Below are 21405 nucleotides of genomic sequence, written 5' to 3' on the forward strand. Positions count from 1 at the left end.
CCCGCATATGGTTTCGCCTCCGATCCCTTCATTGATCAGGAACCGGAGGCGAAACCGAGGATAGGCAAGCCGCGCAGGACGGAAGCACGTCAGCGCTTCACTCAGTTGTCTGAAGTCGTCTGAAGCTGTTTGGCCACCCAATCGACGATGTACGGAGCGACCTCCTCAATCTGATCGATGGCCACTTCGAATTCATGAGGGCCGCCGTACCACGGGTCGACCAGATCGATCTGGTCTTCACGGCCCGGCTTCGGCTTGGGCAGGTTCGGATCGAAGCTGCGGTACATGTGCACTTCGGCGCGTTTGCCGGACGGCAGCATGCGCAGCAGGGCACGCATATGCGACGCCGTCATCGGCAGGAACAAATCGGTACGGTTGATTTCGTCACGCGAGATTCGGTGAGCGAAATGGTCGCGGGGAATCTCATCGCCATAACCGCGCTCACGCAACACGCGCACAGCGCGCGGATCGATAGGGTGACTCCATTCCTCGTCGGACACGCCGCTGGACTCGACTGTGACCTGATCCGCCAACCCACGTTCATTGAAGAAATGGCGCAGGATGATCTCCCCCATCGGGGAACGGCAGATGTTGCCAGTGCACACAGTCATTACGGTATAGGGATGGGTATTGCTCATCGATGCTCAATCATTCTGTGATATGGAGTATGGCGTAATGCCTGATATCTATTACTTGGTCTTGGTCAGGACGGAGAACCGGTATGCGCGAATGCCGCAATCGAGATCGGCGGGCTTGTGCCAGTGCCCCACCTCGGCCTCGCTCCACAAGCCGGCCTCGATCAGAGCCTGCATGTCTGGAGCGTAGGAATCCGCATCCACCTCGGCATCCAGTGTGGTGATATATGCCTTGTTGGCGAATGGAAGAGCCTTGGCGAACAGCTGCGCTCCGCCGATTATCCAGATTTCCGACCGATCGAGACCATCATCGGGAATGGCTTCCTGACGGGCCAAATCGAGGGCGTCGTCCAGACTGGTGACCACTGTCGCGCCCGGCGCACTGTACAACGGATCCCGAGAAACGACGATGTTGTCGCGATTCGGCAGCGGACGGTACTTCAATCCCAGAGATTCCCAGGTCTTGCGCCCCATGATCACCGGGTGCGAGACAGTCAGCTCTTTGAAGTGTTTCATGTCTTCCGCGCAATGCCAAGGCATTCCACCCTGGAAACCGATAGCCCCCGGACGACCTTCTTTGTCGCGGGCTTCAGCCCAGATCAGATTGACCGAAAAGGTCTTGGGGAAATCATCCCCCCAGTCCTCTTCGACTTCAGACAGCCCGGCAGATCCGGGCTCGGGTTCGTGATAGCCGCTGCGGCTACTGTCATGCTCCATTTCGTCTACTCCTCCTGGAATTCAAGGAACTGCGCCTCAGTGTAGTTGATGCGCCCGACTCTCAGACAGCCGAACCGTCAAGCGGACAGTCCTGTGGACTGTCCGTAGGTGAGGTGAGGCGACACCACCGTGTCGCCGAAGGTGGCTGGATGACGAAGTCAGACAGCCACCGGCGCCTTGATGGTGGGGTGATGCTGGTATCCGATAATCTTGAAATCGTCGTACTGATAATCGAACAGCGAATCAGCCTTACGGATTTCGATCTGCGGATATGGATACGGGTCGCGGCTCAGCTGCTCAAGCACCTGGTCGATGTGATTGTCATATACATGGCAGTCACCGCCTGTCCAGACGAATTCGCCCGGTTCCAGTCCAGCCTGCTGCGCCATCATCAGCGTCAGCAACGAATAGGACGCGATGTTGAACGGCACGCCGAGGAACATGTCGCAGGAGCGCTGGTAGAGCTGACAGCTCAGTTTGCCGTCGGCCACATAGAACTGGAACAGCGCATGGCATGGCGGCAGCGCCATCAGCTCCACTTCTGCGGGATTCCATGCGGAGACCACCATGCGACGGGAGTCGGGATGGTGCTTAATGAGATCCATGACATTGCTGATCTGATCGATGGTGCGATGGGGGTCCTCCGGCGTGGGAGCGGGCCAGGAACGCCACTGCGCTCCATACACCGGGCCCAGATCACCGTTCTCATCGGCCCACTCATCCCAGATATGTACATTGTGCTCCTGCAGCCAGCGCACATTGGTGGAGCCTTTGAGGAACCAGATCAGCTCGTATGCCAGTCCCTTGAAAAACACCGTCTTCGTGGTCAACAGCGGAAAATAGCTCGAGAGGTCGAACCGCATCTGCTGCCCGAACAACGAGATGGTGCCAGTGCCGGTACGATCGGATTTCAGCGTCCCCTGCTCAAGAATCCTACGCACCAGATCCTCATATGGCATCGGAATGTCGGTCTGAGGACGTGCGGGAATACGCGAACGGATATCTGCAAGTTGTTCTTCGGTCAAAGCCATGTGCACCAGTGTAGCTTAGGGGCATAATGGAACAGTCCATATCAAGCGGGGATGCGGTGGATAACGCCGCACTCCCCCGCGGGCCCTGCCATAGTCAGTCGGGTCTGCGAAGCATCTACGGAAATGAGGAATCATGGGCAAGCGATTGTGGGTGGAGCGCAACAAGGACGGTTCATGGGACGCCTTCAGCGATGACGGCGCACACATCAAGTTCGGCAAGGATCGCGGCCAGTTCACCCCCGGTGACCTGATGAAGGTGGCTCTCGCCGGCTGCGCGGCGCTGTCCAGCCAGTTCGCCATCGAGCATGCGCTTGGCGAAGGCAAGGGTGCCAAGATCGTGGTGGATGGCACGTACGATCCCGAGAACGATGCATACACCAGTTTCGACGAACAGGTTGTAGTCGATGCCTCCGACGCCGGACTGTCTCAGGAGGATGCCGACAAACTCAAGGAACGCATCACGCGTCATATCGATAAGGCTTGCACCGTCAAGCACACGTATGTGCAGGAAACCCCGGTCCGCATGAACGTGACAGTGAAGCACTGAAACCGGTTCCCTTACGACCGATTGGAGTCTGGGGGATCTCAGACACCATATGACAGTGCGCTCGAGAACAAACGGCGCTGAGAGCTACTCAGCGCCGTTTGTTCTCGAAATGAGCCCAGTGCCCGAGAATCTCGTGCACTGAGCCATCGTCAGTGACGTTTTTCTCGGGCAAGGGTTGTTTTGTCAATTGTTTTGTGAAGCTACTGCTTGTCCGGATCGATGGTCTTCTCAATCTGCTCGGCCACTTCCGGCTCGGCCTTTGCCACCGGAATCTCCTCGACGCCGGCAATCTCCTCCAGCGACTTGGTAGGCACTTCGGCCGGCGAGCTCGGCACCGTGTCAAGACGGGATTCGGCCGCCTCGACATACTTGCGCGGCACCACATACACCGGGCCAGCCGCATGCTGCAGCAGCCCCTGACTGGTGGATCCCAGCAGCAGGCCGGTGAAGCCGCCGCGCCCACGGGAGCCCACCACTACCACATCATGGTCGAAGCTGGCCTTCGTCAGGGCGCTGACGGCCGGACCGGAGACGATGTGCTTGTTGATCTTCAAATCGGGGTGAGATTCCAGAAGAGGCTTCACGCGTACGTCCAAGTCCTCCTGATAGGACTTCATCACGTCGTCTTCGCCGTCAATGCCCTTGAGATTCGGCACGGCGGAGAGCACGTCAAGCTCGGCGCCCCAGGAAGCGGCGAAGTCGGCAGCGATCTCCAGAGCCTTCAACCCCCACTTGGACTCGTCGGAACCGACTGCGACCTTGGTAATCGTGTTGTTCAGGTGCATCAGGTTGCCGTCATCATCGGTATACGGCACCACCACGATCGGGCAATACGCATATGCGGGCAACGACGAGGACGTGGTGCCCAGCAGACGTTCCGCAAGACCACCCTTGCCGCGGTTGCCGATCACGATGAGATTGTAGTTGCGGGAAAGCTCCACGAACACGGATGCAGGATCACCTGTGACAATCAGAGTGGCCGCTTCCACACCCTGCTCGTCCGCGATGGCCTTGGCCTTGGAGAGAATCTCCTGGGCATCGGAATGAGCCGCGTTGTCATCCCCCATCGCCGTGTAGGTGGCATCAAATGACACGGCAGCATAGCTTGGCAGGGAATACGCGCAGACAATCTGCAGCGTGAGCCCGGCATGCTTGGCATAATTCGCGGCCCACCATGTTGCCTTATAGCTGGCATGCGACCCGTCAACGCCGACGAGTATGGCCTTGTCGTTAATCATGACGACCTCCTTGAAGTTATCGCGGTTTTTCATTCCGCGTAGCTTCAACAATACCCCCCGACACTCGGATTGGCCGGTAGCGAATTGAGGAAAAACGCGCATACGTCGAATGGGGCCGGGCGACACCTGTTCGCCCGGCCCCATTCGACGTATCGAAAACCAAGACCTTAAGGAATGCGCACCACTGTGGTGAGCTTGTTCGGCAACGTGCCGGCCAACGCCACCACACCACCAGTCCATCCGCCGTGGATGGCTTTGCCGCCGCCGACGTACAACGCCACATGATCGTAATGCAAACCGCCATTGGTGCCATTGGTGTACTTGTAAATCAGGATGTCGCCTGGCTGAAGAGAACCATCGGTGACCACATATCCGCCAGGCACATTCACATACTCTTCGGGCCAGCCGTGGAAATTGATGCCACGGGCCGCCAGAGCACTGGTGACCAACGCCGTGCAGTCCATGGAAGCGCCGATGAGCGAATATGCACGATCGATCGAAGCCGCAGCGTCGGCAGAAGCGGTGGCTCCGGAGTCGGAATAGCTCAACGAGGACCGGGAGTCATCGCGGCTTGCCGCCTGTGATTGGGATTGGCTCTGGGCCTCAGCAGCCTTCTTGGCCGCCTCCTCCTGAGCTTTCTTCTGCGCCTCGGCATCCTTTTCGGCCTGCGATTGAGTCTGCGGAACGTTCAGGCTTTCAACATCACCCCAGCTGGAGTCACTGGAAACATCGGTCGAAGTGGCTTCAGCGACAAAATCCTTACGCACCTGACTGTAGGAGGGGAAGGACTTGGTGGAAGTGACGGTTCCCTCGTCAGCCGCAGCTGCCGGCGCCAAGGAAACCAGACTTGCGGTCACCGCGCACGCAGCGACCACGGAAGCTATCTTGGAATCAATCCTCATAACTCCATTACTGTACACGACCCCGATTCCCGCAACATATGCTTGGCGAAGCAGGACACTATGAAATACCACACACCCTTCGGCGTGTTGACCAACCGCTTTATCGTTCAGCGAATATCAGAAACCTTGTATACCACGTCAGCGCACAACCGAAGACCGTACCAAAATGTCAGCCACATTCTCAGCGCAACCGACACGTTGCTGACTCAACGCCATAAAGCATTGGCAGTCAAGCATCAGTAATGAATGTATTGCAACGCGCCGGCCTGCGCGGCGGAGAACGTACGGCTGGAAATCACGCCGAGGCCTTTGTAATTCGATTCGGAAATCTCAATGGAGCCATCGGCATTGACCTTCTCGACCACGGCGACATGGCCATAATAGGAATCGGCGTGCTCCTGCCCCGGTGCGAACACCACCACATCGCCGACATGGCGGGGTGTGTTATCCACCCAGTACCCGCGTGCGCTTGCGGATTCGGCCCATGAAACGGCGTCGCCGAAGTTGCCGCCGACCGGCAGACCCAATTGCACGCGACGCTCGTATGCGTACCACGTGCACTGGCCCCACGGATAGTTGTTGGCGTTGGCACCCGTATCATGATTCGGGTTGAATCCCGCCGGCAGCGCGCCCTGGTCCTGATCCATAAGGTCGGAGACCGTGACATTCTGAGCCGTATTGCGGTTCATCAAAGCGGTGTCCAACGAGCTGTCGGATACGCTCAAATCCCATCCGCCATTGGAATCAGTGGATGCAGACTGGACACTGGAGGAATCGTTCAAATCGGAACGGGCCTCGGAACGGGATGCAGTTCCAGTATCGGCCACACGCTTGAGCTGCGTGGTCGTCGTGGTGGTGGTTTCAGCGAGCGGGATGTCCTCGTTCGCGTTGGAGAACGCCATTGCCCCTGCGGCGGTGCCCACCAGAGCCGCCAGCGATGCGGAAGCAAGAATATGGCTACGACGTTCGGCCGCTCGAGCCGCCTGACGGATGGAGCGACGGGTCTGCGGAGCAATCTCGTTGATTTTTTCAGCCACTGCGGGATCCAGTCCCAGTACTGCCGCATCGTCGCCCGCAGACTGCACGGCGCGTACGGAACGAATGGAATGGGTGCCCTTTCCGGAGGCGAACAGCGCCTTCGCTAAGCTGAACTTCTGGCGCGAGACCGCGGTCGCTTTGTGCGAAGCATGCTTCATACTCTGTAAACTCCTTGGTTGGGCTGACGACACCACTATGCTGTGCGCTGCCGTACCGACACTGATGCTTACTGTACAACGACCACGTGTCATAGGGATGTTCACATTGACTCAGCCGGCAGCTCGTCAAACGATATACGAGCCTCGCGACTGCGCATGTCGCATCCGCTAATCGAGCACATCAAGGCATTCTTCAGACCCGACGATTACCCTTATGCGCGTGACTACGACAGTAAAGATTCCTCATTCCATCATGCCGGAAGACGGTCGGTTCGGTTCCGGCCCGAGCAAGGTCCGCCCCGAGCAGATCGCCGCCTTGGAAGCCGGCACCACCACATTGATGGGCACCTCGCACCGTCAGGCACCGGTCAAGCAGCTGGTCGGCTCCATCCGCAGCGGGCTGAGCGACTTCTTCCGTCTTCCGGACGGTTACGAAATCGCACTGGGCAACGGCGGCGCCAGCGCTTTTTGGGAGATCGCCTGCGCCTCGCTGATCACCCGCCGCGCCGCGTTCGGCACCTATGGTTCGTTCAGCGCGAAATTCGCCACATCGGCCGCGAACGCTCCGTTCCTTGAGAAGCCGGCCCTGTTCGCCTCCGATCCCGGCACCTATCGTCTGCCCGAATTCACCGAAGGCGTGGACGCCTACTGCTGGGCGCATAACGAAACCTCCACCGGCGTGGCGGCACCCGTACGCCGCGTGCCGGGCAGTCAGGAATCCGGGGCCCTCACCATCATCGACGGCACCAGTGCGGCCGGTGCCCTGCCGGTGGACATCAGCCAGACCGACGTGTACTACTTCTCCCCCCAGAAGGCATTCGGATCGGATGGAGGCCTCTGGGTAGCCGTGCTCTCCCCGGCGGCCATCGAACGAGCCGAACGAGTGGAGTCCAGCGCACATCTGGACGGCGTGCGCCGCTGGGTGCCCCCATTCCTCTCGCTCACCAGCGCTTTGGCGAACTCCCGCAAGGACCAGACGCTGAACACGCCGTCAGTGGCCAATCTCATCATGATGGAGAATCAGGTCCGATGGCTCAACGACAACGGGGGCTTGGACTGGGCTACCGCGCGATGCGCCAAGTCCGCGTCGTTGCTCTATTCCTGGGCGGAACAGTCCTCCTATGCGCAGCCATTCGTCGCCGACCCCGCAGCACGCTCCCATTCAGTGGTGACCATCGATCTGGACGAGCATGTCCAAGCCAATCAGGTGCTGGCGATATTGCGCGAAAACGGCATCGTGGATTGCGCCGGATACCGCAAGCTGGGCCGCAACCAGTTGCGCATAGGCGTGTTCCCGTCCGTGGAGCCTGCGGATGTGGTGAATCTGACCAAGTGCATCGACTATGTAGTCGATCGCCTGTAACGCGCACACGAGGCACAGGCTCTTTGACCGTTACAAGGCAAGCAGCATTTGTGCCGGAAGTTCGTTGACGAAATGACTACCCCTCAGTCCCGCTTCGCGGGACAGCTCCCCTGACAACTGACCAAGGGAGCCGGAACACAGTGATCTGGGTTAGTTCACCGGTGACAGTGGTTTCGAACGGCTCCCCTGACAAGGGGAGCCGGAATACGGTCAACGAATTACTGGCACAAGACTGCAGCAAGGGGAGAATCGTGGTAAAGAGGACGTTTGACGTTCCTCTTTACTACAGTCTATGACTATGAAGTTTGCGCCCATCATCGACCCAGCCGTTCGCAAACCCGCACCCAAGCCGGTGCGGGTCGATTTGCGTAAGGTGTTCGGTATCGGCACCGGTCTATGGGCCGCGGCGCTCATCGTCTCGCTCATCATGATGACCCTCGGCATGGGATCGGAGTCATTGGTCGTTCTGTGCGCGTCCGGCGTCATCATCGGGCTGCTGTTGCTGATCTGGGAATTCTTCGACCGGTGGGATTACCGCCGTTTGGGCCTGTAGGCGAGCCGTCTCAACATACCCCACGACCGCCCTACCATTCTTCGGTATTCTCCCGTCTTTACTGCACGTCATCACCGCATTGTGATACTGGATTGCAATCAGTGTGCCAGAGGCAAGGTCAACGTAAACGTGCTGCCCTGACCGGGAGCGCTCCACACCGACACATCGCCATGATGGGTCAATGCCACGTGCTTGACAATGGCCAGACCTAGCCCCACGCCATCTGCCGTACGTTCGGTCTGAGAGGAACCACGATAGAAGCGCTCAAAGATCCGGCTCTGGTCCTGTTTCGCGATGCCTCTGCCCTGATCTATTACGCGAATGGCCGCATGCTCTCCATCCTTGGTGGCCACGGCAGACACATTGACGATGCCGCCTTCCTGCGAATACCCTATGGCGTTCTCCACGAGTTTGGTCACCGCACTGTCGAGCTGATCGGCCTGTCCATTGACCACCAGCGCATCGTCACCCTTGAGGTTCAGCCGCACGTCGGCGCGTTGCGCTTCCGGCTCAAGCCGCTGCATCGTGACCCGCAGAACGTCCATCACATTGAGGCGGTTAGCGGATGAAGGCGTGATGGGCTCCTGAGCGCGGATCAGCAACAGCAGGTCGGAGACCATATGATTGAGCTTGTTGCAACTGGAACGCACCTGGCGCGCATCGTCGACCAATTGTTCGTGGTCAAGATCATCACGTTCAAGCACATCAGCCAATTGGCCCAATGCCTCCGTGGGTTTGAGCAGCTGCTCGGATACGTTCGTGATGAACGAATCACGAACATGCCCGAATCGCACCACTTCGCTCACATCTGACACCAATACGATGACGAACGCATCACTGATTCGCGCCACAGTGACCTTCAGCCAGTTCGGACGCGTCACCGACCGGGTGACCACACGCCCGCCGTCGCCCCTGTCCCCACCCGCGTAACGTTCGGGAGTGTTTGTGGTCACATCGAACTGGCGCTTGCCTCCCGATCGACGGGCCTGACGCACGGCCTTCAATACCTCGGAATCGATGATGGCGTCCCCCTCCACCACACCGAGCTGGTAGGCAGCCGGACTGCATCGGACAACGGCATCATGCTCGTCGACCACGATGGAAGCACCGGGAATCATGGCCAGCAACGCCCTGGTATCGTCCGACAGATCATCCGAATCGTCATGCTCATGCGATGAGGCGATTGAGACCCGATGCGTCACGATGCCGATCGCCATGACGACGACTAGCACTACGAACGCGATGGATAGTATGGTAAGAATCGTAAGCACGACGACCGGCATCTGTGTCATGAGACCATTCTTCCACAGGTCTTCATGGACCCGGGTGTTTCGGTACGGCGCGCCGACAATATGAATGATAAGTGAACAGTCCAATGAACAGTTGAACAACAAGAGGTTGCGATTATCTACGTTGATGTAGCATGTCGCAGCCGGAATAATACACTGGTACAGGTTGTAATACCACAGCATGAAAGGCTAGAGAAATGCGCGTTATTTTCAACGAGGAGCTGAAGCAGGTTGCTGATGACCTCGACCATATGGCGCAGGATGTTCGCAAGGCGATCAACGGTGCCGGCGAAGCCCTGTTGAAGCAGGACGTCGAAGCTGCGCAAACCGTCATCGACGGCGACATCGAGATTGACGCCCTTGAATCTTCCATCATCGACCAGTGCGTGAAGCTGCTCGCCAAGCAGAACCCGGTTGCCACCGACCTTCGTGTCGTGGTTTCCACCCTGCGTCTGGCTTCCACCTTCGAGCGTATGGGCGACCTCGCTCGTCACGTGGCCGAGTCCGCACGCCGCACGTACCCGGCGTCCCCGCTGCCTGAGTCCGCTCAGCCGCTGTTCGCCGACATGATCGAGTTCCTCAACCACACCGCCGACAAACTCGTCGCCCTGCTCGACACCCGCGACGAGAAGCTTGCGGAGAACATCATCCTGTCGGACGACAAGCTGGACGACCTGCACCACAAGACCTTCGAACTGGCTCTCTCCGATGAAGTGACCCGTCAGCAGACCACCGATATCGTACTGCTGGGCCGCTTCCTGGAGCGCTTGGCGATCACGCCGTCTCCGCTGCCCGTCGTGTGGCGTACATCGTCTCCGGCTTCGACCCTTCCAAGAAGCCCACTCGCGACGAAGGCACCGACATCGACTGATGCGCGGTCACGCGATGGCATAATTCAATACCTATCCCCTCGGGGATGCCCGAAACGGCGATCCGGTTACGACTGGACGCCGTTTTCTTTTGCCGTATGATGCACCCTGCCGCAACCGGCAACGAGCCCGGCAACGAAACGACGGCTCCACGGTGTAGGGAACTTCCCATGATGTAGGGAATTCCCCATCATGTAGGGACCCTTGTATCAGCAACAACATGTTTTCGGCGGAATCAAGCCGTTTTCAATCCCTACATCATGGGCGTTTCCCTACACCGTGGGCATATCCCTACACGGTGGTGTTTTCACTACACGGTGGGTATGATATTCGGATATGCAAAAGGGGAAGCCACAATAGTGGCTTCCCCTTAGGTGATATGCGCTCTTGACGAGCTAGCTCACTTCTGGCCCTGAGCGGCGACAGCGGCAGCACCGGCAGCGGCGGCTTCCGGATCCAGGTACTCGCCACGCGGCTTGATCGGCTTGAAGTCCTCATCCAGCTCGTACAGCAGCGGGATGGCGGTCGGGATGTTGACCTTGGCGATCTCTTCCTCGGTCAGGTTGTCCAGCATCTTGACGATGGCGCGGAGGCTGTTGCCGTGAGCGGCGATCAGCACGGTCTTGCCGGCACGCAGCTGCGGCTCGATGTCGGACTTGAAGTACGGCTCAACGCGCTTGACCACATCGGCCAGGCACTCGGCTTCCGGAACCGGGTCGCCGGTGTAGCGCGGATCGTGGTTCTGCGCGTACTGGTCGTCCGGATCGATCTCGGGCGGCGGGGTGGCGTAGGAACGACGCCACAGCATGAACTTCTCGTCACCGTATTCCTGACGAATCTCGGTCTTGTTCTTGCCCTGCAGAGCGCCGTAGTGACGCTCGTTGAGACGCCAGCTACGCTCGACCGGAATCCACAGACGATCTGCGGAATCCAGAGCGATGTTGGCGGTGTTGATGGCGCGACGCAGCAGGGAGGTGAACACGATGTCCGGAAGGACGTTCTTCTCCTTGAGCAGCTCGCCGCCGCGCTTGGCTTCGGCTTCACCCTGCTCGGTCAGCGGTACGTCGACCCAGCCGGTGAACTGATTGGTTTTATTCCATGCGCTCTGTCCATGACGGAGCAGTACTAGTTTGTAAGACATACGGCCAGTCTACCGCCCCATGACGCCAAACGCGAGCATTCATCTTATGTTTTATGCATCGTTTAGACAGCGTTGGCATAATCGCAGGCGATTGCAAGCGTTATTCGTAGACAATCGCGGACTGCGGCAAGTCCCGCCGAGGCAACATCCGTCTCCATCAGAAGGACACCGCCACGGACACGACCACCACCACGGCGAACAACAAGGTCTGGAAACCGGCGTCGTTCAGCGCCGTGCGGAATTGATGCCTGAATGCGCTGGATACCATGCGAATCGGCACGGCGACGCCGGAGATCAGTACAACGGCACCCCAAGGCATCCACAGCATCATGCAGATGAACGAGCCGATCACCCATGCGATAATGCAGCACACCGCCAACAGCACCGAGGCTCTCCGCTCCCCCAAGCGAACCGCCAAGGTCCGCTTGCCATGAATCCGATCGCCGTCGATGTCACGCAGATTGTTGACCATCAGCAGCATCACCGCATTCAATCCGCAACAGACCGCCGCCGCGACGCCCAGCCCGTCCACAGCGCCAGCCAACGCATATTCGGTGCCCAGTACGGCGGCAAGCCCGAAGAACAGGAACACAGCGACTTCACCAAAACCGGCATACCCGTAGGGATGTCTGCCGCCGGTATAGAACCAGCCGGCCGCCACCGAGAGCGCGCCCACAGCCAGAAGCCACCACGCCTGCGAGAGGACCACCGCCACAAGCCCAGCCACGCATGCAAGACCCGCTGCGACACCGGCGGCACACAGCACCTGCTTGGGCGGCACCCCGGAGGCCACCAACCTCCGAGGTTTGGCGTCACGGCCATTGCGTCCGGAATCCGATTCGTCTGCATCGCGCCCTTCATCGGTGCCGCGCACGCCATCGGAATAATCATTGGCGAGATTGACCGCGATCTGCAGCAACAACGTCACCGCCAAGCACAGGATGAACACCGGCCAGAATCGGCTGAGCAACGCCGAGTACAACACGCCTCGCGCCACGCATTGCGGAGGCGTGGGGTATACCAAGGTGCAGATGTTCAGCTCGTTGATATGCCGGTACGCCACCGCTGCACCTACCAATACAGGGGCGATCGAGGCAGGCAGCGTCTTCGGACGCAATCCACCCATCCATACACGCAGATTCATGGCTTCCACCATACCCGCATGACGCTCTGCATATGTCATGCTTCAGCGAATGACCGCACTACGACAAGGTCCCGCCACGCCCATATCAATGATGGGCATGGCGGGACCAGTGCCGGCCAGGAATCGTGCGCGATCAACCGAAAGCCGCGCACCGTCGGTCAGCGTGTGGTGCCGTATGACTTGAAGAAGATGCTGAGCAATGCCACATACGCCACGCCGACAGTCATGACGAGGATCGCGCCGAGCTGCATACCCATGGCGTCGGAGGCCAGACCCATCAGCGGCGGGAAGATGGCGCCGCCGATCAAGCCGATCATCATCAGGCCGGAAACCTCGTTCTGCCGTTCCGGCAGATGCAACAGACCGGTGGTGAGCATGATGGAGAACACGTTCGCGTTGCCCATGCCCACGAAAGCCAGGCCGGCATATGCAAGCCAAACCGGCATGCCATCGAATCCGGCGAACAGGATGAAGCACAACGAGGAAAGCGCCATCAGAGCACCGCAGCCGCGCAGGATCTGCTTACGGGTGAACTTCTGCAGCAACACGGAACCGGACAGGCAGCTCAACGTGCGGAACGCGAAGTAGACGCTGGTGGCGCCACCCGCCACCTCGATGCCCATGGATGAATGCTCCATGAGAATCTTCGGTGCGGTTGCGTTGATGCCGACGTCGACGCCCACATGGCACACGATTCCGAGGAAGCACAGCAGGATCACGGGGTTCCTGAGCAGCGCGAAACAGCTGAGCATGCTGGTTCTGCCGGTATCCGGCGCGTTCTCCTTGATATCGTCGAAGGCGAGCATCACGAACGCGAGAATCGCGCACACCAGATAGATCGGGTAGAGCAGCCACCATTTGCCGAACATGGTGGCGGCCCACCCAGCGATCAGCGGTGCGATGAAGGAGGCGATGGCCTTGACGAACTGCCCGAAGGTGAGCATGCCGGCAAGCTTCTCGTCATGCGCGAGGTTGCCGACGAGAGGGTTGAGCGAGACCTGCATGAAGGTGTTGCCGATGCCCAGCAGGCAGAATGAGCCGATGACGAACACCAGCTGCACGATCGGCACCGGAATGAGATAGCCGATGATCGGCAGCAGGCAGCCGGCTGCGGTGATGGCGATGGCCACCAGCACGGTCATACGTCGGCCGATGCGGTTCATCAGCATGCCGGCAGGCACGGAAAGCACCAGGAACCAGAAGAAGGTCATGGTGGTGAAGATGTTGCTGACCGAATCGGACAGGCCGAAATCAGTCTGCACATAGTTGGAGGCCGTGCCGACAAGGTCCACGAAGCCCATCACGAAGAAGGACATCATGACTGGCACAAGGACCGAGAATGGGGCGTTGCCGAGTTTGTCGGGTGCCGGGCCCTGAGAGATGGCGCTCTGGGATGCCGTATTCTGAGGCATGTTCTGGGGCGCAGAGGAGGAGGCCAATTGTTACTCCGTTCTTGGTTTTCTGGTTGCCATATCCGCGAGAACAGACACGATATGCTGCTTCGTGGCCGGTAACGCCTCCCCAAAGGAGTAACGCCCTTAACAAATTATCGATGGTATCGCCCCGCCCGGTTGAGACACGCCGTCGTCGCCGCTCCAGAGGAACCGAGAACCCCGAGACGATCAATATACAACGAACAACGGCTCCGGCTCCTTCCGCCCTACGGAGAGCGGAAGGAGCCGGAGCCGCAATACATTGCGATCAGACAATCAGGAGATCAGTTCATCAGGCCACCAGCGGCTTGACCAGCGGGAAGGTGATGGTCTCGCGGATCGTGGCGCCGGTCAACGCGATGAGCAGTCGGTCGATGCCCATGCCCATGCCGCCTGCCGGAGGCATGCCCACGCCGAGCGCCTCAAGGAAGTCCTCATCGATATCGCAGGCCTCCTCGTCACCGGCGAGCGCATCCTTGGCCTGGGCCACGAAACGCTCACGCTGCACGACCGGATCGTTGAGCTCGGAATAGCCGGTGGCCAGCTCGAAGCCGCGCACGTAGAGATCCCACTTTTCGACCACGCCGGGCTTGGTGCGATGACCCTTGACGAGCGGGGAGGTCTCCACCGGGAAGTCGCGCACGAAGGTGGGCTCGTAGAGCTTGTCCTCGTAGAAGTGCTCCCACAGGTGCTCAACAAGCTTGCCGTGGTTCTCGACCTCGTCGCGTTCGACGCCGAGCTTGTCGGCGATCTCGCCGAGGTGCTCGACGGAGGTGCCGGGATGCTCGGGGCCGCCGTTCGGCACGATCTCCTCGCCGAGCGCCTCGGACAGGGAATCGTACATGCTGATGGTCTTCCATTCTCCGCCGAAGTCGTATTCGGTGCCGTCGAGCAACGTAACCTTGTGGGAGCCGTAGACATCCATAGCAGTCTTCTGCACGAGCTCCTTGACCAGCTGGCCGATGGAGTCATAAGTGCCATACGCCTGATATGCCTCGACCATCGTGAACTCGGGGGCGTGGGTGGCGTCGACACCCTCGTTGCGGAAGTCGCGGTTGATCTCGAACACGCGGTCGATGCCGCCGACGAGGCAGCGCTTGAGGAACAGTTCCGGAGCGATGCGCAGGTACAGGTCAAGGTCGAAGGCGTTCATGTGCGTGGTGAACGGGCGTGCCGCCGCGCCGCCGTGCAGCGTCTGCAGCATCGGGGTCTCGACCTCGAGGAAGTCATGGCTGGCGAACGTGTGGCGCAGGGAGGCCACGGCCTTGGAGCGGTTGCGCACCATGTTGCGGGTCTTCTCGTCCGCGATCATCGCGATGTACGGCTTGCGGGTGCGCGTGTCCTCGTTGAGGTCCTTGTGCAGGGCCGGCAGCGGCTGCAACGCCTTGGACGCGATGGCCCATTCGGTGGCGAAGACCGAGAGCTCGCCGGTCTTGGAGGCGATCACGCGACCCTTCAGGTACAGATGGTCGCCAAGGTCCACCAGCTGCTTGAACTGCTTCAGGGAATCGGCACCGATCTCCTTCTTGGAGATCATGCCCTGGATCTTGGTGCCGTCGCCGGCAGCCAGCTGAACGAAGCACAGTCCGCCGGCGTTGCGCAGGAAGAGCACACGGCCGGCGATGCCCACCATGTCCTCGGTCTCCTGACCGGCCTCGAGCTTGCCGTCATACTTGGCGCGCACGGCCTCGATGGTGGTGGTCACGTCCAGATGCACCGGGTACGGGGCGATGCCGGCGTCCAGCATCATGGCGCGCTTGGCCACGCGCATCTGCACCTGCTCCGGGTGCGCCAGCGGACCGAACTCCTTATTACTGGGGTCCACGGCTTCGTCCAGCGTGGCGCCGGACTTGATCTTCTCAGTGATGGTGGCGTCCTGTTTGAGCAGCATTTCCGCACGTTCGACAGTGCTCATCTGCGGGACGGCCGGGGTTTCATTCTCGCTTTTTTCGGTGTTTTCAACAACTTCAGCCATGATTCATCAGTGTACGCAAGACCGGCGATTAACGTTTTCCGGCCGAACAATGCCGCGACACGCCGGCATTTGCGCTCCGCCAAGAACACTGTAGTATTTACGTCTGTTGTCAAACGGGCTGTAGCGCAGCTTGGTAGCGCGCTTCGTTCGGGACGAAGAGGCCGCGGGTTCAAATCCCGCCAGCCCGACAACTCGGAAGGAACCACTGGAATTCCAGTGGTTCCTTTTTTATTGTTCACGACCGATTCCGGTGCACCCACAGCGGTACAATTCCCGCCGGCATCAATAGGCATGGCTGACAATCGCCATATACATACATCGATGCACGAAGAGACACCGGACAGACTACACAGACAAACAGAGGGAATCTGACAGCATGAAGAAAAGCTTGCTGGCGCTCGCTTCAGGCGCTTTCATTCTCGGCGCTGCCGAATTCGTGATGATGGGCATCCTGCCGCAGGCGGCCGAAGCCACGCACGTCTCCATCCCCACCGCAGGCAATTACATCTCCGCCTATGCCATCGGCGTGTGCATCGGCACACTGATTCTGGTCTTCGGCCGCAAGGTGCCGCCGCGCAATCTGATCGTGCTGTTCATGGTGATCGCGCTGGTAGGCAACACGATGTCCGCGTTCGCGCCAAATGCCGCCGTGCTCATCGTCGCGCGGTTCATCTCCGGGCTGCCGCATGGCGCGTTCTTCGGCACAGCCACGCTCATCGCCAAGACCTTGGCCGACAAGGGCAAGGAGGCACAGGCCGTATCCGTGATGGTGACCGGTCAGACCGTGGCCAACATGCTGGGCGTACCGGCGGGTACGCTGCTGGCCGAATACCTCAACTGGCGTCTGGCCTTCGGCGTGCTCGCCGCATGGGCCGCCATGACCATCGTGCTCACCGTGACCATGATTCCGTATGTGGCTCCGATCAAGGACGCCGGCATCGCCGGACAGTTCCGGTTCCTGACCCGCCGTGGGCCATGGGTGATCCTGGCCGCCGTGTTCACCGGCAATGCCGGCGTGTTCTGCTGGTGGAGCTACGTCTCCCCTTGGCTGCAGAAGACCGGAGGATGGTCTTCCGCGCTGGTGCCCGTGATGATGATGCTGGCAGGGTTCGGCATGGTGGTCGGCGGCCTCATCGGCGGTCGCATCACGGATCGTTGGCGCCACGCCGGCACAGCCGCCCTCGGACAGGCAATCTCCGGTATCGGACTGCTCATGGTACTGCTGCTGCCCGGCAATCACGTCACCACCGCGCTGCTGACGTTCTGGATTGCATTCGGGCTGTTCTTCATTTCCGCGCCGCAGCAGCTGCTGATGACCGAGGCCGGACAAGGCGGCGGCGAACTGATCGCCGGCGCCGCCGTGCAGGTCGCTTTCAACTTCGGCAATGCCGTAGGCTCCATCATCGGCGGGGCCATGCTCACCACCTTCTCGATGAACTACCGTTTCACCGGCTTGGGCGGGCTGCCGCTGGCTGTGTTGTCCGTGGGACTGTTGGCGTTCTACTCGTGGCGTTGCGAGACGGACACCGAGGCCGCACATCGTCTGCGCGAGATCAAGGTGTGATATTGGCCTCTTCCGGCTGAAGTTCATCTGCGGTTTGCTTTCATTGCGCGCGTATTCCACCTTGCCTTCCTAGGTTCCTTGTCTGGGAAGGCATTTTCCTTATGAATGCCTCACAGAGGAAGGGAATACAGTGAAACCCATCAGGTTCACGGCGAGAATGATCGCCGCGCTCGTCGCCGCAGCGACGCTGTCCAGCGTCGCGATTGCGACCACGACCGCTTCCGCAAATGAATCCGCTCCATCGCAGCCATCGGCTGGCGTCAGCGGCATCGCCGCCGGCGGTGCCACGGATGCATTCGACGAGACCAGGTACGCGACCACATCCGAAGGCCGTTATGATGCCGAAACCGACGCGAATGACGCCTCCGGCTATGCAGCGGCCCCGCAGGCACGTGCCGCCAAGCCGAATCTCGTGCAACTGCTCGGCGAGTATGACAGCTACTGGCAGCCGGCCACCGAAACCGCTGGCGGCAAGGTGCTGAATCAGACGGTGCTCGACCACGATGACGCGTACATCCAGCAGATCAACAACGCCGCAGCCGAAGGCGGCGACGGCACCACCGCGACCGCCCAGCAGCAGCGCGCCCTGGTGGATGCGGACATGAGCGCCGCCGAAACCCTGCCGGACTCCCTCGGCCCGGTGCTTGGCGGATACTTCTCCGCTGGTCTGGCCGATGGCAGCCTGAAGAAGGTCTCGGACATATTCAAGTACGACACTATCTCCACATCCACCGCCAAGAAGCACTTCCAGCATCCACGTCCGTTCGAGGACCGCACCAACGGCGGCAAGAACGAGATCACGAACATCAACGGGAACATCAAGCGCGTGCCGGATTGGACCGATGCCCAGGGCAATACGCATTCCGCCGAATATGACGGATTGGCCGGCTCCGGCTCCTTCCCGTCCGGGCACACCACCGGCGCCTACTCCTGGGGCGTGGCTCTGGCCGGCATGCTTCCGCAGCTCGCGCCTGAGATCCTGACCCGTACCTCCGAGGCGGGCAACAACCGCATCGTGCTCGGCGTGCACTACCCGCTCGACATCATGGGCGGCCGCATCGACGGCGAGGTGGCGAATGGTTACTACTGGAGCACCTACTACGACAAGTACGTCAAGCCCGCATCCGACCAGCTGCAGTCCTACTTGGCCGCCAAATGTGTGGCGGACGGCCACGCCACCAAGCAGGACTCCGATTACGCGACCGTGACCGAGTGCGTGAACAACCTCGGCGCGAACGCCTCCAACGGATACCAGAACGCTTTCGTGGACGCCGTGAGCAAGGAGCCGGTCACCGACCGCGCCTCGGCATTGCGCGTCTACACGAACCGTCTGACCTACGGCTTCGACAAGACCACCGCCGGTACCGAATTCACCGCCCCTGAGGGTTCCGCCGACCTGCTGAAGATCGCCTACCCGAAGCTGCACCGCGACCAGCGCGAGGCCATCCTCGCCAAGACCGCGATCGATGGCGGATACCCGCTCGACTCCTCTTCCGCCGGCTGGCAGCGCATCAACCTGGCCGCCGCTCTGAGCGCTACCGTGACCCTTGACGAGAACGGTGACGTGGTCAAGGTCGAGCCCGGCGCAGCCACCCCGTCGGTGATCGGTGAGGAATACGCCGACAACGGCAACCACCCGGATTCCGACAACAACGGCTCCACCAAGCCTGACCAGCCCGGTAAGGACGCCAAGCAGGTGACGGTGTTCGACATCACCGATTTCCATGGCCACATCGAGACCGGCCAGTGGATGGAAGCTGCCTACCAGAAGCTCGCCGTCCAGCACAACCCCGGCAACAGCGTGTTCGTCTCCAGCGGCGACCTTGTAGGCGCATCCCCGTTCGAGTCCTCCTACTTCCAGGACACCCCGACCCTGAACATGGCGAAAGCCTGGGGCCTGAGCGTGAGCGCCTTGGGCAACCATGAGCTCGACAAGGGCACTGCGGACTTCAACAACCGCATCGCCGACCCGCAGTACGGCATCGACTGGGTGGCCGCCAACATCTCCGGCGGCGCGCTCACATCCGATCGTCTCAAGCCGTACACCATCAAGACCGTCAACGGCAAGAAGGTCGCCTTCGTGGGCGCCATCACGTCCGATCTGAAGAATGTGGTCTCCCCCAGCGTGATGCAGGGCGTCACGGTGACCAATCCGGTCCAGGCCGTGAACAAGGTCGCCGACCAGCTGTCCGATGGCGATGAGTCCAACGGCGAGGCCGACGCGGTCGTAGCCCTGATCCACGAGGACGGCGAAACCATCGCCTCCGACGGCGAAGGCCTCAACGCGAATGTCGATCTGGTCTACGGCGGCCACAGCCACCGTAACGAGTACGGCACCACCACCAAGTCCGGCGCCCCGATCATCGAGGCCGGCAAGTACGGTCAGGACGCCGCCGCCCAGGACCTCTACATCGAGGGCACAGGCAAGAACGCCAAGGTCACCGTGCAGAACGCCTCCCAGTATGACGTCACATTCGTGACCAACAAGGACGGCACCGCTCCGTCCAAAGGCTTCGAAGGCGATGACAACGGCCCGGCCGCCAAGGTCTACAAGCAGGCGCAGGCGGATTCCGCCGAAGCCGGCAAGAAGGTCGTCGGCACCATCGACAAGTCCGCGAACTTCGCCAAGGGCGACTGGAGCGCCGAGACCCAGCTCGGTACCCTGAACGCCGACGCCGCGCTCGAGTCCGCCAAGAAGACGTCCGTGGGTGCGAAGGCCTCCATCGGCTTCATCAACCCCGGCGGGCTGCGTACCGACAACCTCGACCTTGACGGCGACAAGCAGATCACCGTCAAAGAGGCGTACAGCATGCTGCCGTTCGGCAACGACAACAGTGTGGTCACCCTCACCGGCAAGCAGCTCAAGGACGTCCTCGCCCAGCAGTGGCAGATCAAGGACGGCAAGTCCAACGTGGTCCGTCTGGGTATCTCCTCGAACGTGACCTTCGTCTACACCTTGGCCGCGGACGCCAACACCAAGGCTCCGGTCGCCACCGTGACCGACGTGTTCGTCGACGGCAAGCAGGTGAAGGACGACGACGCGGTGACGGTCGCCGGCAACTCCTTCCTGCTGGCCGGCGGCGACGGCTTCACCGGATTCACCGCGCAGGGCCAGCCGCAGCTGACCGGCACGGTCGACGTCGACGGTCTGATTGATTACCTTGGCTCCCACAAGGACGTCAAGGGCGACACCTCCCCCGCAGGCATCGAGCTCAAGAGCTCCTCGGTTGACGGCAACAAGGTGTCCGTGGCCTTCGACCTGCCGGTCTACGCGAACGCCCCGAAGCCTCTGGCTCTTGGCCTCTACGTCAACGGTGTCGACTTCGGAGTGACCAAGCTCGGCGAAGCCAAGCCTTCCGAGTTCACCGTGACCAAGACGCTGAGCGCCGATGAAGCCAAGACGTTCGGCAGCTCCGTCTCCACCGTCAACCCGCAGCTGCTCTACACGGACGCCGAGATCGCGGATGCCGAAAAGGCTCACTCCAACGGTTCCGGCGAACAGGGTGGAAACAACAACCAAAGCGGAAACAACAACCAAAGCGGAAACAACAACCAAAGCGGAAACAAGCCCAACGCCGACAAGAAGCCGACGGCCAAGCCGAACAAGGCCGATCTGCCGGGAACCGGTGCCTCCGTCGCCGGAATCGTCGCCGCAGTCATCCTGCTCGCTGCAGCCGGTGGCGCGACCATCGCGCTGCGCCGTCGCCAGCAGCGCTGAACGATTGCCCGACGACTGTACAGGCACGGCAATAACCGATAACTGAATACCGAGGAAAAGCCCCGCACGCTACGGCATGCGGGGCTTTTC

Annotated in this window: 16 protein-coding genes, 1 tRNA gene and 1 pseudogene; 7 read left to right on the forward strand and 11 right to left on the reverse strand. The window is 60.4% G+C overall.

All coding sequences use genetic code 11. The features are described from left to right. Positions 1–101 precede the first annotated feature (101 nt). From BREU_RS04980 to BREU_RS04990, 3 genes are all read right to left on the reverse strand, one after another. Positions 102–638 (reverse strand): low molecular weight protein-tyrosine-phosphatase, encoded by a 537-nt coding sequence (locus BREU_RS04980; RefSeq protein WP_044088976.1) that lies wholly within the window; start codon positions 636–638, stop codon positions 102–104. 51 nt (positions 639–689) lie between these two features. Continuing rightward, positions 690–1352: a dihydrofolate reductase gene (locus tag BREU_RS04985; RefSeq protein ID WP_044088975.1), complete on the reverse strand. Its 663-nt coding sequence runs from the start codon at positions 1350–1352 to the stop codon at positions 690–692. Positions 1353–1510: 158 nt separating this feature from the next. Continuing rightward, positions 1511–2311: a thymidylate synthase gene (locus BREU_RS04990; protein WP_181161750.1), complete on the reverse strand. Its 801-nt coding sequence runs from the start codon at positions 2309–2311 to the stop codon at positions 1511–1513. 205 nt (positions 2312–2516) lie between these two features. On the opposite strand from BREU_RS04990, the gene BREU_RS04995 reads away from it, so the two are divergent. Next, positions 2517–2930, forward strand: coding sequence for an OsmC family protein (locus tag BREU_RS04995; RefSeq protein WP_044088973.1), 414 nt, complete (start codon positions 2517–2519; stop codon positions 2928–2930). Positions 2931–3130: 200 nt separating this feature from the next. Here the strand turns inward: BREU_RS04995 and BREU_RS05000 are convergent, their stop codons facing one another. The 3 genes from BREU_RS05000 to BREU_RS05010 all read right to left on the reverse strand — a co-directional run bounded on the left by BREU_RS05000 (position 3131) and on the right by BREU_RS05010 (position 6266). Beyond that, positions 3131–4168: a universal stress protein gene (locus BREU_RS05000; RefSeq protein WP_044088972.1), complete on the reverse strand. Its 1038-nt coding sequence runs from the start codon at positions 4166–4168 to the stop codon at positions 3131–3133. A gap of 167 nt (positions 4169–4335) precedes the next feature. Next, positions 4336–5070, reverse strand: a complete 735-nt coding sequence (locus BREU_RS05005; protein WP_044088971.1) for an NlpC/P60 family protein — start codon at positions 5068–5070, stop codon at positions 4336–4338. Positions 5071–5306: 236 nt separating this feature from the next. Next, positions 5307–6266, reverse strand: coding sequence for a CHAP domain-containing protein (locus tag BREU_RS05010; protein ID WP_044088970.1), 960 nt, complete (start codon positions 6264–6266; stop codon positions 5307–5309). Between the two features lie 220 nt (positions 6267–6486). Between BREU_RS05010 and serC the strand changes: the two genes are divergently transcribed. Further along, a complete protein-coding gene (gene serC / locus BREU_RS05015) occupies positions 6487–7629 on the forward strand; it encodes a phosphoserine transaminase (RefSeq protein WP_044089046.1) in 1143 nt (380 codons plus the stop codon). A 298-nt stretch (positions 7630–7927) separates the two neighbouring features. Further along, a complete protein-coding gene (locus BREU_RS05020) occupies positions 7928–8182 on the forward strand; it encodes a hypothetical protein (RefSeq protein ID WP_044088969.1) in 255 nt (84 codons plus the stop codon). Positions 8183–8280: 98 nt separating this feature from the next. Here the strand turns inward: BREU_RS05020 and BREU_RS05025 are convergent, their stop codons facing one another. Beyond that, complete coding sequence (locus tag BREU_RS05025) at positions 8281–9474, reverse strand: sensor histidine kinase (RefSeq protein ID WP_044088968.1); 1194 nt, start codon at positions 9472–9474, stop codon at positions 8281–8283. A gap of 194 nt (positions 9475–9668) precedes the next feature. Here BREU_RS05025 and phoU point away from each other — a divergent pair. Beyond that, positions 9669–10342 (forward strand): annotated as a pseudogene (phoU, locus tag BREU_RS05030) (phosphate signaling complex protein PhoU). A 398-nt stretch (positions 10343–10740) separates the two neighbouring features. Here phoU and BREU_RS05035 read toward each other — a convergent pair. From BREU_RS05035 to lysS, 4 genes are all read right to left on the reverse strand, one after another. After that, on the reverse strand, positions 10741–11481 hold the full coding sequence (locus BREU_RS05035; RefSeq protein ID WP_044088966.1) for a phosphoglyceromutase: 741 nt from the start codon (positions 11479–11481) through the stop codon (positions 10741–10743). A gap of 157 nt (positions 11482–11638) precedes the next feature. After that, positions 11639–12625, reverse strand: coding sequence for a 1,4-dihydroxy-2-naphthoate octaprenyltransferase (gene menA, locus BREU_RS05040; RefSeq protein WP_044089045.1), 987 nt, complete (start codon positions 12623–12625; stop codon positions 11639–11641). Between the two features lie 158 nt (positions 12626–12783). Further along, on the reverse strand, positions 12784–13944 hold the full coding sequence (locus BREU_RS05045; protein WP_044089044.1) for an MFS transporter: 1161 nt from the start codon (positions 13942–13944) through the stop codon (positions 12784–12786). A gap of 406 nt (positions 13945–14350) precedes the next feature. Next, a complete protein-coding gene (gene lysS / locus BREU_RS05050; protein WP_044088965.1) occupies positions 14351–16033 on the reverse strand; it encodes a lysine--tRNA ligase in 1683 nt (560 codons plus the stop codon). Positions 16034–16147: 114 nt separating this feature from the next. On the opposite strand from lysS, the gene BREU_RS05055 reads away from it, so the two are divergent. The 3 genes from BREU_RS05055 to BREU_RS05065 all read left to right on the forward strand — a co-directional run bounded on the left by BREU_RS05055 (position 16148) and on the right by BREU_RS05065 (position 21315). Beyond that, positions 16148–16221, forward strand: a tRNA-Pro gene (locus BREU_RS05055). Positions 16222–16409: 188 nt separating this feature from the next. Next, positions 16410–17597: an MFS transporter gene (locus tag BREU_RS05060; RefSeq protein WP_044088964.1), complete on the forward strand. Its 1188-nt coding sequence runs from the start codon at positions 16410–16412 to the stop codon at positions 17595–17597. A 130-nt stretch (positions 17598–17727) separates the two neighbouring features. Beyond that, positions 17728–21315, forward strand: a complete 3588-nt coding sequence (locus BREU_RS05065) for a 5'-nucleotidase C-terminal domain-containing protein (protein WP_238567004.1) — start codon at positions 17728–17730, stop codon at positions 21313–21315. The last annotated feature ends 90 nt before the right edge of the window (positions 21316–21405 follow it).

The organism is Bifidobacterium reuteri DSM 23975 (genome assembly GCF_000741695.1).
Classification (GTDB): Bacteria; Actinomycetota; Actinomycetes; order Actinomycetales; family Bifidobacteriaceae; genus Bifidobacterium; species Bifidobacterium reuteri.

What these genes read in the sequence shown, in the direction of transcription:
- BREU_RS04980 (WP_044088976.1), bottom strand. Translation starts at nt 638, where the DNA reads ATGAGCAATACCCATCCCTATACCGTAATGACTGTGTGCACTGGCAAC.
- BREU_RS04985 (WP_044088975.1), bottom strand. Translation starts at nt 1,352, where the DNA reads ATGGAGCATGACAGTAGCCGCAGCGGCTATCACGAACCCGAGCCCGGA.
- BREU_RS04990 (WP_181161750.1), bottom strand. Translation starts at nt 2,311, where the DNA reads ATGCCATATGAGGATCTGGTGCGTAGGATTCTTGAGCAGGGGACGCTG.
- BREU_RS04995 (WP_044088973.1), top strand. Translation starts at nt 2,517, where the DNA reads ATGGGCAAGCGATTGTGGGTGGAGCGCAACAAGGACGGTTCATGGGAC.
- BREU_RS05000 (WP_044088972.1), bottom strand. Translation starts at nt 4,168, where the DNA reads ATGATTAACGACAAGGCCATACTCGTCGGCGTTGACGGGTCGCATGCC.
- BREU_RS05005 (WP_044088971.1), bottom strand. Translation starts at nt 5,070, where the DNA reads ATGAGGATTGATTCCAAGATAGCTTCCGTGGTCGCTGCGTGCGCGGTG.
- BREU_RS05010 (WP_044088970.1), bottom strand. Translation starts at nt 6,266, where the DNA reads ATGAAGCATGCTTCGCACAAAGCGACCGCGGTCTCGCGCCAGAAGTTC.
- BREU_RS05020 (WP_044088969.1), top strand. Translation starts at nt 7,928, where the DNA reads ATGAAGTTTGCGCCCATCATCGACCCAGCCGTTCGCAAACCCGCACCC.
- BREU_RS05025 (WP_044088968.1), bottom strand. Translation starts at nt 9,474, where the DNA reads ATGACACAGATGCCGGTCGTCGTGCTTACGATTCTTACCATACTATCC.
- BREU_RS05035 (WP_044088966.1), bottom strand. Translation starts at nt 11,481, where the DNA reads ATGTCTTACAAACTAGTACTGCTCCGTCATGGACAGAGCGCATGGAAT.
- menA (WP_044089045.1), bottom strand. Translation starts at nt 12,625, where the DNA reads ATGAATCTGCGTGTATGGATGGGTGGATTGCGTCCGAAGACGCTGCCT.
- BREU_RS05045 (WP_044089044.1), bottom strand. Translation starts at nt 13,944, where the DNA reads ATGATGTCCTTCTTCGTGATGGGCTTCGTGGACCTTGTCGGCACGGCC.
- lysS (WP_044088965.1), bottom strand. Translation starts at nt 16,033, where the DNA reads ATGGCTGAAGTTGTTGAAAACACCGAAAAAAGCGAGAATGAAACCCCG.
- BREU_RS05060 (WP_044088964.1), top strand. Translation starts at nt 16,410, where the DNA reads ATGAAGAAAAGCTTGCTGGCGCTCGCTTCAGGCGCTTTCATTCTCGGC.